Below are 13,379 nucleotides of genomic sequence, written 5' to 3' on the forward strand. Positions count from 1 at the left end.
GCCCGGAGTGATGGTTCCCCGGCCATGCGGCGCATCTAAGGAGAGGTCGTTCATCCTCCATTCAGCCACTGCAGCAATTCCGCATTGATCTCGCGCGGATAGGTGTGGCTGAGGTCGTCGATTTCGCGGTAGGTGACATTGGCGCCGGCGGTGGAGAGCGCCGCCTGCGTCTGCCGTGCGGTCTGCACTGGAAACATCCAGTCGAGCTTGCCGTGAGTGATGAAGACCGGCAGGCCCTGTAGGCGCGTCGCGTCCGCCATTTCCGCCATCAGCGGATGAAAGGTCGCCGCAACAGGCGCGAGATGAGTGAACGGCGAGGCGCCGTCGAGCCCGGTGATGTAGCAGAAGGTGCCGCCGTCGCTCATGCCGGTCAGAAGCATGCGCGAGGCGTCGATGCTCCAGCGGCCGCGCACCGTCTCGAGGATGCGCATGAGGTTCGGCGTGTCGGTGTCGTCGCCCATCAGAGCCCAGGTCGGGCCGGTCGCGGTCGGCGCCACCAGGACCGCGCCGAGACTGCGCGCGTCGCGCAGCCAGCTCCACAGAAAGCCGCGCCCGTTGCCGCTGCCGCCATGCAGCGCCATCACCAGCGGCATTGGCCGGCCGGGCACGTAGTATTCGGGCACATAGGCTGAGAAGCCGCCACGGCTGCCGGGCTCATTGTGATCGTGGAAGATGCCGGTGTGCTCGCCCGCGCCGGCTTCAAGTCGCGACAGCAGATCGTGATTCTCGCGATTGGCGGCGTTGAGAAAGAAGCTGCTCACGGGCGGGAACTGCACCGCCAGCGGATAGAGCGCCTCCTGCGCGCGGGGGACATGGCGCAGGGCCCGGAAGACCGCGACGAGATCGCCATTGCCTCGCTGGACCTCGCGGATCCCGGCAAAGGCGGCGAGGGCCTCGTCGCAGGCGCGATCGAGCCGTTCACGCAAGCCGGCGAACCGTTCAGGCCAGTCGCCGATCGCCGCTCGTGCCGCCTGCAGCGCCTCGTCAGGTGTGCCGATTGCGTTCATCACCGCGGCGAAGGCCGGCGGGTGCAAATGCCGCTGGAAGAAGCCGAGTGCTTCCAGCGCATTGAGCAACGGTGGCAGCACGGCAACGATGTCGTCCACCACAGCTTCGGTCATCGCCCGCTTCTTCCTCAAGCCTTTGGGATCAGTCCTTGGGGTCAGTGCAGCTTCGGCGCCTTCAGGAGCTTGAAGCGATCGGTCGACGTCACAGTGACGTCGAAGGTGACGCCTTCATGATGCACTGTGAGCGGCACGTCGACGCCGGCAGCGCCGAGCGTCCACATCTTCCTGTAGAAGGCGCTCTGGCTCGCGACCTTCTCGCCGTCCACAGCGAGGATGACATCGCCGGTCTTGAGCTCGGCCCGGGCGGCCGGGCCGTTGGTGGAGATCCCGATCACCACCACGCGGTTGTCGATCTCGGTCGAGAAGAGTCCGAGCCAGGGCCGCGCCGGCCTGTTGACGCGGCCGAATTTGCGCAAGTCCTCGAGGATCGGTTTCAAGAGGTCGATCGGCACGATCATATTGACGTGCTCGGCCTTGCCGTCACGTTCCCGCTCGAGCTGGAGCGAGCCGATGCCGATCAACTCGCCGCGTTCGTTGAGAAGGGCCGTGCCGCCCCAGTTCGGATGTGCGGGACAGGTGAAGATGGCCTCATCGAGCAGATACTCCCAGTAGCCGGCGAATTCCTGCTTGGCCACGATTTGGCTTGCGACCGAGCGCGTGCGCCCGCCGGCGCCGCCGACCACGACGCGATCGCCGATCCGGGTTGCCGCCGACGAGCCGAGCGGCAGCGGCGCGACGTCGAGCTGGCCGAGCGCCTGCACCAGCCCGAACCCGGTCTCGGAATCGAAGCCGAGCGCATGACCCTCCACCACGCGTCCGTCGGCGCGGTGCAGCCAGACCGTCTCTGCCTCAGTGATGAGATAACCTATCGTGAGCACCAGCCCGTCGTCGATCACGACGCCGTTGCCGGCGCGTTCGGTGCCCAGCGTCTCGGCGCTGAAGGCGTCCGGCGGGACGATGGCGTGCAAGCCGACGATGGATGCGAGCGCGCGGTCGAGGTCGAAGCCGTAATCGCTCGCCCGCGGCTGGTTGGCCGGCGGCACTCTCCATTCGGTCAGAGCGGGCATGGAGTTCTCCTGGCTGAGAGCATCGCTCCGGTATGGCTAGCGGAACGACGAGCAAGCATAATTTAGGCCGGGGCAGGCCGTCTTGAAAGCCTCGTCGCCAACTATTCCGGAGAACGCCGCGTGAAATCTTCGAAAGGCGCGAAAGATCCCTCGTGGATTGGGCGTCCGTGCGATCCGGCACGGGCCGCATGGCTGCTGTCCGGCGGAATGCTAGGCGTCGCATGGCGAAGCTGCTAACCATTGCCGCTTCGTTTGACCTTGGGATCACGGACGACAAGCATGGACAACCGCAGCGACATCTGGCGTGGCATCGATACGATCAAGACACGTTTCATCGACCTCAGCGACAGGGTCTGGGGCATGCCTGAGGTCTGCTACACCGAGGCGCGGTCCGCCGCCGAGCATCTCGCCGAGCTGCGCCATCAGGGATTCCGGATCACCGAGAACGTCGCCGGCATCCCGACCGCGGTGACGGGCGAGTGGGGCGAGGGTGGTCCGGTCATCGCCTTCATGGGTGAATACGACGCGCTGCCGGGCCTCAGCCAGGAGGCGGGTGTCGCCGAGCATCGCCCGGTCGAGACCGGCGGCCATGGCCATGGTTGCGGTCACAATCTGCTCGGTTCCGCCGCGCTGCTCGCCGCGACCGCGGTGAAGGACTGGCTGGCCGAGAACAAGGTGCCGGGCCGCGTGCGCTATTACGGCTGCCCTGCGGAAGAAGGCGGCGCGGCAAAGGCCTTCATGGTGCGCTCCGGCGCGTTCGAAGACGCCGACATCGCCATCACCTGGCATCCGCACAGTTTCTGGGAAGTCGCGGTGACGCCGTCGCTCGCCAACACGCGCGCGGATTTCATCTTCACCGGCCGTACCTCGCATGCGGCCGCCTCGCCGCATCTCGGCCGTTCGGCGCTCGATGCGGTGGAATTGATGAATGTCGGCGTGAACTACATGCGCGAGCACATGCCGAGCGATGCCCGCGTGCACTACGCTTTGCTCGACACCGGCGGCATCGCGCCGAACGTGGTGCAGGCGCATGCGCGCGTGCGCTATTCGATTCGCGCCCGTGACCTTCCCGGCATGAACGAGCTGGTCGAGCGCGTCTCCAAGATCGCGCAGGGCGCCGCGTTGATGACCGAGACCAAAGTCGAGATGAAGATCATCTCCGCGGTCTCCAACATCCTGCCGAACGCGCCGCTGGAGCAGGCGCTGCACCAGCTGATGGAAGAACTCGGACCGCCGCATTTCGACGACGCGGACAAGAGCTTTGCCAGCCAGATCCGTGCGACGCTGAGCGACAAGGACATCTCGTCGGTCTATTATGCGATCGGCATGGAGCCGACCGACCGGCCGCTGGCCGACTTCCTGGTGCCGCTCGATGCCAAGCGCAACCCGCTGGTCGGTTCGACCGATGTCGGCGACGTGAGCTGGGTGGTGCCGACCGTGCAGGTGCACGCACCCACGGTTGCGATCGGCACGCCCTTCCACACCTGGCAGGTGGTCGCGCAGGGCAAGAGTTCACATGCCCACAAGGCCATGGTGCAGGCGGCCAAGGCGATGGCCGGTCTCGGGATCAAGGCGCTGACGGAACCGGAGCTGATCAAGGCCGCCAAGGCGGACCTTCAAAAGCGGACGGCCAAGACACCTTACATCTGTCCGCTGCCGGATCACGTCGCGCCGCCGCTCGACATGTCCGTCGGGTAATTCACCTCGATACTTCGTCGGATGTGGCGAACAAATTTTCCGCAGTGCAGCGCGCAATCCAGCACGTTTTGATGCTGGATTGCCGAACGGATGGGCTGCGGAACGCGATTTTGCCCAACGGACAGCCAGAAGACCGTTTGCATACACACGGTCCCAGTTGACGTGCACCCCATTCGGTGTGCCATCTACCGCCAGCCAAACCCGGCGGTCGCCTCTTGCGGCCGCCTGCATCCATGTCGGAACCAGACGGGGGACAACCATGCTGGATAAAGAACTGCGTTCGATGATCGGCCAGGTGAAGGACGGGCGGATGGATCGCCGCGCCTTCATCCAGCGCATGGCCGCCGTTGGCCTGACCGCACCGCTGGCCAACCAGATCCTCGCGCTCGGCGGTGTCGCCATGGCCCAGGGCGCCTCCACCTACAAGCCGACCAAACGCGGCGGCGGCGGTGCGCTGAAGCTGCTGTGGTGGCAGGGCCCGACCTTGCTCAATCCGCATTTCGCCACCGGCACCAAGGACCAGGACGGCTCGCGCCTGTTCTACGAACCGCTCGCCTGCTGGGATCCGGACGGCAACATGAAGCTGGTGCTGGCGTCCGAAATTCCCTCGACCCAGAACGGCCTGCTGGCCGCCGACGGCAAGTCGGTGACGTGGAAGCTGAAGCCCGGCGTGAAGTGGCACGACGGCAAGCCGTTCTCGGCCGATGATCTCGTGTTCACGTGGCAGTACATCAAGGATCCGGCCACTGCAGCCGTGACCATCGCAACCTATCGCGACCTCACTGTCGAGAAGATCGACGATCTCACGGTCAAGATTACCTTCCCGAAACCGACGCCATTTTGGGCCGACGCCTTCGTCGGTGCGACCGGGCAAATCCTGCCGAAGCATCTCTTTGCCGATTTCATCGGCTCCAAATCGCGGGAGGCTCCGACCAACCTCGCGCCTGTCGGGACCGGGCCCTACAAGTTCGTCGAGTTCAAGCCGGGCGATCTCATCCGCGGCGTGATCAATTCCGACTATCACATGGCCAACCGGCCCTATTTCGATACGCTCGAGATGAAGGGCGGCGGTGACGCCGTCTCGGCGGCACGCGCCGTGATCCAGACCGGCGAGTATGATTTCGGCTGGAATATCCAGGTCGAGGACGACGTGCTGCTGCGCCTGGAAAAGGGCGGCAAGGGCAAGACCGTCTATGCCGTCGGCGGCGATACCGAGTTCATCGCGCTCAATTTCACCGATCCGAACGTCGAGGTCGATGGCGAACGTTCGTCGATGAAGACCAAGCATCCGCTGTTCTCGGATCCCGTCGTGCGCAAGGCGCTGTCGCTGCTGGTCGATCGCGAGTCCGTCAAGAAGGCGATCTACGGCCGCGCCGGCCGCACCACGGCGAACTTCCTCAACGGCCCTGAAAAGTTCGTCTCCAAGAACACGAGCTGGGAATTCAACATCGAGAAGGCCGCCAAGATGCTCGACGACGCCGGCTGGAAGCCCGGTGCCGACGGCATCCGCGAGAAGGACGGCAAGAAGCTGAAGATCCTGTACCAGACCTCCATCAATGGTCCGCGCCAGAAGACCCAGGCCATCGTCAAGCAGGCCTGCCAGAAGGCCGGCATTGAGGTCGAGCTGAAGTCGGTGGTAGCTTCGGTGTTTTTCTCCTCCGACGTCGCCAACCCCGACACCTATCCGAAGTTCTACGCCGACATCGAGATGTTCCAGATCCCGCTCAGCCAACCGGATCCGTCGCAGCACATGCGCCGCTACCTGTCCACCAGCGTCGCGACCAAGGAGAACAAGTGGCAGGGCACGAACTTCCCGCGCTGGGTCAACAAGGACTATGACGCGATGATCAACGCTGCCGATATGGAGATGGATCCGGTCAAGCGCGCGGCGCTCTATATCAAGGCTAACGATCTGATGTGGCAAGACACGGTGTTCATCCCCGTGATGCATCGTCTCAAGGTGGAGGCGGCCGCGAACAACCTGCGTCCGGTGATCTCGGGTTGGGCCAACGAAACCGACAACCTGTTCGACTGGTACCGCGAGGAATGATCCCCCAGCGCTAGACGGGGGCTTTCCCTCATGAGTCAATACGTCCTGCGTCGTCTCCTGATCGCGATTCCGAGCCTGCTCGGAATCTCGGTCGTGCTGTTCGTCGTGCTTGCGCTCGCCCCCGGCGATCCGTTCTCTGAACTGGCGACCAACCCGAACGTGCCACCCGAAGTGCAGGCCGCGCTTCGGGCCAAGTTCGGCCTCGACGATCCGATCTACCTTCGTTACCTGCACTGGCTCAACGCCATGCTGCACGGCGACTGGGGCTTCTCCTTCGTCAGCCGGATGGACGTCGACCAGTTGATCCTCCAGCGCCTGCCGGCCACGCTCTACGTGATCGGCTCGGCGCAGATCCTGGCGCTCTTGATCGCGATTCCCGTCGGCGTCTACGCCGCGACGAAGCCCTATTCGCTGTTCGATCAGGTCGCGAACACGCTCGCCTTCGTCGGTTTCTCGCTTCCGACCTTCTTCACCGGCATTCTGTTCATCCTGATCTTCTCGATCACGCTGGACTGGCTGCCGTTCGTCTATACCACCGACATCAAGGCGACCGGTATCCGCTGGGTGCTGGAGATGATCAGGCAGGCGATCATGCCGGTGGCGGTGCTCGGCCTGTTCCAGGCGGCGTCGATGACACGCTTCGTCCGTTCGGCGATGCTCGACGTGATCCGGCTCGACTACGTCACCACGGCGCGTGCCAAGGGGCTTGGCCAGGCCACGGTCATCGTCAAGCACGTGATGCGCAACGCCATGATCCCGGTCGTGACGCTGATCGCGTTGCAGATGCCCGCGGTGTTCGGCGGCGCCATCGTCACCGAGCAGATCTTCCGCATTCCCGGCATCGGCTCGCTGCTGATCTCCTCCATCCTTTCCAACGACACGCCGGTGGTGATGGCCGTCACCTTCGTCTTCGCGTGCCTGGTCGTGCTGTTCAATCTCATCGCGGACGTCCTTTATGGCTGGCTTGACCCTCGCATCTCCCTCCGCTGAGCGGCGGGTCTACTCGCCCTGGCGCGAGACGTGGCGGCGCTACAGCCGCCACAAGCTTGCCGTCGTCAGCGCGTTCCTGCTCCTGGTTCTTGTCCTGGCGGTGGTGTTCGGTCCGTTCGTCTGGCGGGTCAAGATCGACGAGATCGACATTGTGGCGGGTATGCAGGGGCCGTCGCCGGCCCATCCGTTCGGCACCGACGATCTCGGGCAGGATATCCTCGCCCGCATGATCTATGGCGGGCGCATCTCGCTCGCCGTCGGCCTTGCCGCGATGCTGGTCTCGGTCTTTATCGGCGTGCTGATCGGCGCGCTGGCCGGCATGTCGCGCGGCGCACTCGGCCATGGCCTGATGTGGCTCACGGATCTGTTCCTGTCGCTGCCGCAGCTGCCGCTGCTCTTGCTGCTGATCTATCTCTTCCGCGACGGGCTGAAGCAGGTGTTCGGCCCCGAGGGCGGCATCTTCATCCTGATCGTGCTGGTGATCGGGGGGCTCCGCTGGATGCCGGTCGCGCGCCTGGTGCGCGCGCAGTTCCTGTCGATCCGCGAAAAGGAATTCGTGGAGGCTGCACGTGCGCTCGGTGCAAGTCCGCTGCGGCAGGTGGTCAAGCACATCCTGCCAAATGCGCTCGGTCCGGTGATCATCGCCGGCACCATCGACGTTGCGGCCGCCATCATCGCGGAATCGACGCTCTCCTTCCTCGGCCTCGGCTTTCCGCCTGATACCCCGACCTGGGGCCGACTGCTGTACGATGCCAAGGATTTCCTCGATATCGGCCCGCACTGGGCGCTGTTTCCGGGCGGCGCGATCTTCATCGCGGTGGTCGCCATCAACTTCATCGGCGACGGCCTGCGTGATGCGCTCGATGCGCGACGGGTGATCTGATGGCGCCGCTGCTCGAGATCAAGGGCCTGAAAACCCACTTTTCCACCGACGACGGTATCCTCCAGGCCGTCGACGGCGTCGACATCTCCATCAACAGGGGGGAGACGCTCTGCGTCGTCGGCGAGTCCGGCTGCGGCAAGACCGTCACCGCGATGTCGATCCTGAAGCTGATCGCGATGCCGCCGGGCCGGATCGCGGCGGGCCAGATCATTTTCGAGGGGCGCGATCTCGTGCCGCTGACCAGCAATCAGCTCGACGAGATCCGCGCCAAGGAGATCGGCTTCATCTTCCAGGAGCCGATGACCTCGCTCAATCCGGTGCTCACCATCGGCGAGCAGATCGCCGAGAGCCTGCGCCGCCACGAGGCGGTGACGAGAAAGCAGGCCCTGGAACGCACCATCGAGATGCTGAAGCTGGTGCAGATCCCCAATGCCGAAGGTCGCGTGCACAATTATCCGCACCAGTTCTCCGGCGGCATGCGCCAGCGCGTGATGATCGCGATGGCGCTCGCCTGCAAGCCGAAGCTGATCATCGCCGACGAGCCGACCACCGCGCTCGACGTCACCATCCAGGCGCAGATCCTCGACCTCCTGCAGGACATGAAGGAACGCTTCGGCATGGCGGTGATGTTGATCACCCATGCCATGGGCGTCGTCGCCGAGACGGCGCAGCGCGTCGTCGTGATGTATGCCGGCAAGGTGGTGGAGGAGGCGGCCGTCGACGAACTCTTCGGCGATCCCCGCCATCCCTATACGCAAGGGTTGATCCGCTCGATCCCGCGCATCGACCTCGACAGCGAGCACAAGACGCGGCTGGAGGCGATCGGCGGCTCGGTACCGATCCTGATCAATCCGCCGGTCGGCTGCCGCTTTGCCCCGCGCTGCAAGTTCGCGATGAACGTCTGCACCGAGAAGGAGCCGCTGCTGCGCGAGGTCGCGCCCGGCCATCGCATGGCCTGTCACTTGGGCGATACCAGCCTGGGAGGCGCGGCATGAGCGAACCGTTGCTGCGCGTCAGCGGCCTGAAGAAACACTTCCCCGTGCTCGGCGGCCTGCTGTCGCGCCAGGTCGGCACCGTCTACGCCGTCGACGGCGTGTCGTTCTCGGTCAATCGCGGCGAGACGCTCGGTCTCGTCGGCGAATCCGGTTGCGGCAAGTCGACGACGGGGCGTTGCGTGCTGCGCCTGATCGAGCCGACCGACGGCGAGGTCACCTTCGACGGCCAGGATGTGCGCAAGCTCGGCGGCAACGATCTGCGCGCGATGCGGCGGAACATGCAGCTGGTGTTCCAGGACCCGTTCGCTTCGCTCAATCCGCGCATGACGGTCGGCGCCATCCTCGGCGAGGCCTTCACGATCCATAATCTCGCGACCTCCGCCAAGGAGCGCGAGGAGCGCGTCGCGAGCCTGCTGGTCAAGGTCGGGCTCAAGGCCGAGCACATGCGGCGCTATCCGCACGAGTTCTCCGGCGGGCAGCGCCAGCGCATCGTGATCGCGCGCGCGCTCGCGGTCGAGCCGAAGCTGATCGTCTGCGACGAGCCGGTCTCCGCGCTCGACGTGTCGATCCAGGCCCAGGTGATCAACCTCCTGGAAGATCTTCAGGCCGAGTTGAACCTCACCTATCTGTTCGTCGCGCACGATCTCTCGGTGGTCGAGCACATCTCCGATCGCGTCGCAGTGATGTATCTCGGACGCATCGTGGAGCTGGCGAAGGCGAGCGATCTCTACCGCAATCCGCAGCATCCCTACACCAGGGCGCTGTTGTCGGCGGTGCCGGTGCCCGATCCCAAGCTGAAGCGCGAGCGCATCCGCCTCAAGGGCGACGTGCCGAGCCCGATGAAGCCGCCGTCGGGCTGTCACTTCCACACCCGCTGCCCGATCGCCCAGCCGCGTTGCGCGGAGAGCGCGCCGGTGCTGAAGGAGGGGGCGAACGGTCACCTCGTGGCATGCCACCTGGCGTGATGGTGCAGCGCGACGGCCTTGCGAGGACGGTTTTGCGCCGGTGCTCAGCGAAGCGTGCCGTTCGTCGTCCGCAGTGACTGGACGAAATCGACCACCGCCAGGATCACCACGCCAACCACAATGACGATGAGCGGAATGGCCTTGATCCAAACCACCAGAAACCCAAGAAATGTCATCATGAGCGCGAGGCCGATGAGTCCGGTGATCAGATTGGTCATCGCACGTTCCTTTTCTCCGCGCGGGGAGCCGAGTTCGTCCCGGCGTTTGGGACGTTGCGCCGAGCGCTGCCACGTGTGCGCCCGATAGTCTTGACGAGCCAGCGCGCCGTACGCAAGAGGCGGGCATCGTTGCCGCGGCGGCCGACGAGCTGGACGCCCAGCGGAAGGCCGGCTTCCGAACGCATCAATGGCAGGCTGATGGCGGGTACGCCGAGATAGGTCCAGAGCGTGCAGAAAACCGGGTTGCCGGTCGTTTCAATGCCGGGCGCCGCACCCGGCGCCGCAGGCGTCAGGACGGCGTCGTATTCGTCGAAAATGTGGTCCAGAGCCTGGTTGAGCGGCGCAATCCCGGCCAGAGCGCTGCAATAATCCACCGCGAGATGGGCGCGGCCGCGCTCGATCGCCTGGCGTAGAGGCGTGCTCAGCTTGTCGCCGCCTCGCTGGTAGTCGCGCCGCAGATTGTGCGCCATATCAACTTCCATGATGACACGGTGCATATCGACGGCTGTATCGAAGCTCGACCCAAGCTCGACTTCGCTGCACGCCTCGCCCAAAGCCTCGACGAGCTCAGCAAAGGCCTCACGGGTCACTGGCTCGGCCTGATCCCAGACCGGAGAGCGCACGAAGGCAAATCGCGGCGGCAATGGCGGCTCGCTCGCCGCTACCGCAGACAATGGCGGGCGCGCAACAGGCCGCGTGTCCAAATCCTCCCGGTCGAAGTCGACCATGACCTCGGCCAGCAGGGCCGCGTCCTCCACGTTGCGCCCGAACACGCCGACATGATCGAGTGTGCGCGACAATTCGAGTGCGCCGCTGCGCGGAATGAGGCCATGCGAGGGCTTGAAACCGACCACGCCGCAGAAGGCGGCAGGACGGATCACCGAGCCGTTGGTCTGCGAGCCGACAGCACCTGGCACCATCAGCGCCGCGACGGCCGCGGCGGAGCCGGAGGACGATCCGCCGGGCGTGTGATCCGGGTTGTGCGGATTTCGGGTCTTGCCCGGATTGTAGTACGCGTACTCGGTGGTCACCGTCTTGCCGAGGATCACGGCGCCGGCCGCCCGCAGCCGCGCCACGGCCGCCGCATCGCGCCGCGGCGTGCGTCCGGCCCACAACTCCGATCCGAATGCCGTCGGCATGTCGCCGGTGTCGAATATATCCTTGACGCCCACGGGCACGCCATGCAGCGGGCCGATAGCCTTGCCGTGCTTACGATGATCGTCAGCAGCCTCGGCCTGCCGCATCGCGTGGTCGCGATCAAGAAATGCCCACGCCTGGATATCGCGATCGACCTCGTCGATGCGCTTGAGGCAGTCGCCGACGAGCTCTTCCGAACTGAGCCGGCCGTCGCGGATGCCGGCCGCAGCCTCCATGAGGCCGAGCGCGCTGAGACTCATGCGGAACCTTTCGGCGGCTTGCCGGTCCCGCTCATCGCGATCCATAGAGATAGGTGGGCAACCACAATGCGATCCCCGGGAAGATGTAGACCAGTGCCATGGTGAGGAAGACCAGGCCGACGAAGGGAAGCGCGCCGGAGAAGATGTCGGTCAGCTTCACCTGAGGTGGCGCCACGCCCTTCAGATAGAAGGCCGCCATCGCGACCGGCGGCGTGTTGAACGCCGTCTGCGTATTCAGTGCCACCAGGATGCCGAAGAAGATCGGATCGATGCCGTATTGGGGCAGCAGCGGCAGGAAGATCGGCACGAAGATGATGATGATCTCGGTCCATTCCAGCGGCCAGCCGAGCAGGAAGATGATCACCTGGGTCAACAGCAGGAAGCCGATCGGCGACAGGTTCAGCGCGGCGAAGAACTGCTCGACCACAGTCTGTCCGCCGAGGACCGCAAACACCGCGGAGAACGTCCACGACCCGATGAACAGGTAACAGACCATCGCGGTGGCACGCACGGTCAGATAGACCGATTCGCGCATCATCGTGAAGTTGAGCGAACGATAGGCGGCGGCCAGAACGATGCTCATGAGGGCGCCCACCGCGGCCGCCTCGGACGGCGTCGCCAGGCCGAGCAGGATCGCGCCGAGCACCGAGACGATCAGCAGCGCCAGCGGCAGGAACGATGTGGCGAGCGCCCAGATTACCGTGCTGAGCGGCACGTTGGTCTGCTCGGGCGGCAGCTTCGGCGCCAGCGCGGGATTGATGATCGCGCGCGCCATCGCATAGAGGACGTAGAGTCCGGCCAGCAGGAACCCCGGAAAGAAAGCGGCCGCATAAAGCTTGACCGCCGAAACGCCGGCGGTTGCCGCATAGACGATCAGCAGAATGCTCGGCGGAATCAGGATGCCGAGGCAGCCGCCGGCGCAGACGACGCCTGCCGACAGCTTGACGTCGTAACCGGCGCGCAGCATCGCCGGCAAGGCCAGCAGGCCCATCAGCGTGACAACCGCGCCGACGATGCCGGTCGCGGTCGCGAACATCGCGCAGGTGATCAGCGTTGCCACCGCCAGCGCGCCCGGCACGTTCTTCATCGACAATTGCAGCGAGTAGAACAGGCGGTCGAGAATGTTTGCGCGCTCGATCAGATAGCCCATGAACAGGAACAGCGGAACCGCAACCAGCACATCGCTGGATGTGACCTCGAACGTCTTCTGCACCAGAAGCGTGAAGATACGGTTCTGGAAGAAGTCCTGACCGGGGGTATAGTAGGCATAGTAGCCGAACGAGACACCCATCGCCATCAGCGTGAACGCGATCGGGAAGCCGAGCATGATGATGAAGATGAAGAGGCCCAGCATCAGCATGCCGAGTTGAGGATCGGTCATGCGTCTGGTCCCTTCCCGCTCTGCGGCTCAGCCGCGTGCTGCTGATGTTCGCGGATGACGAGGCTCTCGGTCTCTTCCACGTCGTGCAGGCGTTGCGGCCATCGGCCGGTGCGGATGCACAGCACACAGCGAATGATCTCAGCGACCCCTTGCAGAAACAGAAGGAAACCGGTGAGAGGGATCAGCGCCTTCAGCGGAAACACCGGCACGCCGGCCGGACTGAAGATGCTGACTTCGCGGAAGCGGACCGACATCTGGGCGTAGTTCCAGCCCGAATACATCAGCGCGGCGATCGCCGGCAGGAAGAACAGGATATACAGGACGAGGTCCATCGTCGCCTGGGTGCGCGGCGACCAGAGGCGGTAGACCACGTCGGCACGCACATGGCCGTTGCGCGAGAGCGTATACGCGCCGGCCATCAGGAACATCGCGCCATAGGTGATGTAACTGATGTCGAAAGCCCAGGTGGTCGGCGCACGCAGCACGTAGCGCACGAATACCTCGTAGCTGACACCCAGTGTAAGGACGAGAATCAGCCAGGCGAACGCCTTGCCGACCCACGTGCTGAGCTCGTCGATGAAGAACAGGAATTTCGTCATGCGAGCTGAACTCGCTGCGAGCAGTACATCCGGATGTCCCCCTCCCAACTCGCGGGCGGCGCTTCAATG

12 protein-coding genes are annotated in these 13,379 nt (G+C 64.7%); 6 read left to right on the top strand and 6 right to left on the bottom strand.

Annotation, left to right across the window (positions count from 1 at the left end; all coding sequences use genetic code 11):
• Window positions 1-50: 50 nt before the first annotated feature.
• Both AC1RQP_RS17355 and AC1RQP_RS17360 read right to left on the bottom strand, forming a co-directional pair.
• On the bottom strand, window positions 51-1,121 hold the full coding sequence (locus AC1RQP_RS17355; protein WP_492937831.1) for a carboxylesterase family protein: 1,071 nt from the start codon (window positions 1,119-1,121) through the stop codon (window positions 51-53).
• Window positions 1,122-1,162: 41 nt separating this feature from the next.
• Window positions 1,163-2,134, bottom strand: a complete 972-nt coding sequence (locus tag AC1RQP_RS17360; RefSeq protein ID WP_239620599.1) for a S1C family serine protease — start codon at window positions 2,132-2,134, stop codon at window positions 1,163-1,165.
• 279 nt (window positions 2,135-2,413) lie between these two features.
• On the opposite strand from AC1RQP_RS17360, the gene AC1RQP_RS17365 reads away from it, so the two are divergent.
• From AC1RQP_RS17365 to AC1RQP_RS17390, 6 genes are all read left to right on the top strand, one after another.
• Window positions 2,414-3,832 carry a M20 family metallopeptidase gene (locus tag AC1RQP_RS17365; protein ID WP_492937832.1) on the top strand — a complete coding sequence of 473 codons (1,419 nt, stop codon included), beginning with the start codon at window positions 2,414-2,416 and terminating at the stop codon, window positions 3,830-3,832.
• Window positions 3,833-4,091: 259 nt separating this feature from the next.
• Complete coding sequence (locus AC1RQP_RS17370) at window positions 4,092-5,882, top strand: peptide ABC transporter substrate-binding protein (RefSeq protein ID WP_239620606.1); 1,791 nt, start codon at window positions 4,092-4,094, stop codon at window positions 5,880-5,882.
• 30 nt (window positions 5,883-5,912) lie between these two features.
• Window positions 5,913-6,872 carry an ABC transporter permease gene (locus tag AC1RQP_RS17375; RefSeq protein ID WP_239620609.1) on the top strand — a complete coding sequence of 320 codons (960 nt, stop codon included), beginning with the start codon at window positions 5,913-5,915 and terminating at the stop codon, window positions 6,870-6,872.
• Entirely contained in the window at window positions 6,838-7,755 is a 918-nt protein-coding gene (locus AC1RQP_RS17380) for an ABC transporter permease (RefSeq protein ID WP_239620611.1), read from the top strand. The genes AC1RQP_RS17375 and AC1RQP_RS17380 overlap by 35 nt, the downstream gene beginning before the upstream one ends.
• A complete protein-coding gene (locus AC1RQP_RS17385; protein ID WP_131868950.1) occupies window positions 7,755-8,750 on the top strand; it encodes an ABC transporter ATP-binding protein in 996 nt (331 codons plus the stop codon). The genes AC1RQP_RS17380 and AC1RQP_RS17385 overlap by 1 nt, the downstream gene beginning before the upstream one ends.
• Window positions 8,747-9,715 (top strand): ABC transporter ATP-binding protein, encoded by a 969-nt coding sequence (locus AC1RQP_RS17390; protein WP_239620612.1) that lies wholly within the window; start codon window positions 8,747-8,749, stop codon window positions 9,713-9,715. Before AC1RQP_RS17385 ends, AC1RQP_RS17390 begins: the two co-directional genes overlap by 4 nt.
• Window positions 9,716-9,759: 44 nt before the next feature.
• On the opposite strand, the gene AC1RQP_RS17395 is transcribed toward AC1RQP_RS17390, so the two are convergent.
• From AC1RQP_RS17395 to AC1RQP_RS17410, 4 genes are read right to left on the bottom strand one after another with little or no spacing between them, the layout of a single operon-like run.
• Entirely contained in the window at window positions 9,760-9,933 is a 174-nt protein-coding gene (locus AC1RQP_RS17395; RefSeq protein WP_239620618.1) for a hypothetical protein, read from the bottom strand.
• The gene (locus AC1RQP_RS17400) at window positions 9,930-11,330 is read right to left on the bottom strand and encodes an amidase (RefSeq protein ID WP_239620620.1); all 1,401 of its coding nucleotides are present in this window, start codon (window positions 11,328-11,330) and stop codon (window positions 9,930-9,932) included. The genes AC1RQP_RS17395 and AC1RQP_RS17400 overlap by 4 nt, the downstream gene beginning before the upstream one ends.
• 31 nt (window positions 11,331-11,361) lie before the next feature.
• Window positions 11,362-12,711, bottom strand: coding sequence for a TRAP transporter large permease (locus AC1RQP_RS17405; RefSeq protein ID WP_239620621.1), 1,350 nt, complete (start codon window positions 12,709-12,711; stop codon window positions 11,362-11,364).
• Window positions 12,708-13,310 (bottom strand): TRAP transporter small permease subunit, encoded by a 603-nt coding sequence (locus tag AC1RQP_RS17410; protein ID WP_239620623.1) that lies wholly within the window; start codon window positions 13,308-13,310, stop codon window positions 12,708-12,710. The genes AC1RQP_RS17405 and AC1RQP_RS17410 overlap by 4 nt, the downstream gene beginning before the upstream one ends.
• Window positions 13,311-13,379: the final 69 nt, after the last annotated feature.

The sequence above is a fragment of the Bradyrhizobium sp. GW821-FHT13H06 genome (assembly GCF_058803975.1).

Bases quoted from the DNA above. Each gene is read 5' to 3' on its own strand.
- AC1RQP_RS17355 (WP_492937831.1), bottom strand. From the start codon at position 1,121: ATGACCGAAGCTGTGGTGGACGACATCGTTGCCGTGCTGCCACCGTTG.
- AC1RQP_RS17360 (WP_239620599.1), bottom strand. From the start codon at position 2,134: ATGCCCGCTCTGACCGAATGGAGAGTGCCGCCGGCCAACCAGCCGCGG.
- AC1RQP_RS17365 (WP_492937832.1), top strand. From the start codon at position 2,414: ATGGACAACCGCAGCGACATCTGGCGTGGCATCGATACGATCAAGACA.
- AC1RQP_RS17370 (WP_239620606.1), top strand. From the start codon at position 4,092: ATGCTGGATAAAGAACTGCGTTCGATGATCGGCCAGGTGAAGGACGGG.
- AC1RQP_RS17375 (WP_239620609.1), top strand. From the start codon at position 5,913: ATGAGTCAATACGTCCTGCGTCGTCTCCTGATCGCGATTCCGAGCCTG.
- AC1RQP_RS17380 (WP_239620611.1), top strand. From the start codon at position 6,838: ATGGCTGGCTTGACCCTCGCATCTCCCTCCGCTGAGCGGCGGGTCTAC.
- AC1RQP_RS17385 (WP_131868950.1), top strand. From the start codon at position 7,755: ATGGCGCCGCTGCTCGAGATCAAGGGCCTGAAAACCCACTTTTCCACC.
- AC1RQP_RS17390 (WP_239620612.1), top strand. From the start codon at position 8,747: ATGAGCGAACCGTTGCTGCGCGTCAGCGGCCTGAAGAAACACTTCCCC.
- AC1RQP_RS17395 (WP_239620618.1), bottom strand. From the start codon at position 9,933: ATGACCAATCTGATCACCGGACTCATCGGCCTCGCGCTCATGATGACA.
- AC1RQP_RS17400 (WP_239620620.1), bottom strand. From the start codon at position 11,330: ATGAGTCTCAGCGCGCTCGGCCTCATGGAGGCTGCGGCCGGCATCCGC.
- AC1RQP_RS17405 (WP_239620621.1), bottom strand. From the start codon at position 12,711: ATGACCGATCCTCAACTCGGCATGCTGATGCTGGGCCTCTTCATCTTC.
- AC1RQP_RS17410 (WP_239620623.1), bottom strand. From the start codon at position 13,310: ATGACGAAATTCCTGTTCTTCATCGACGAGCTCAGCACGTGGGTCGGC.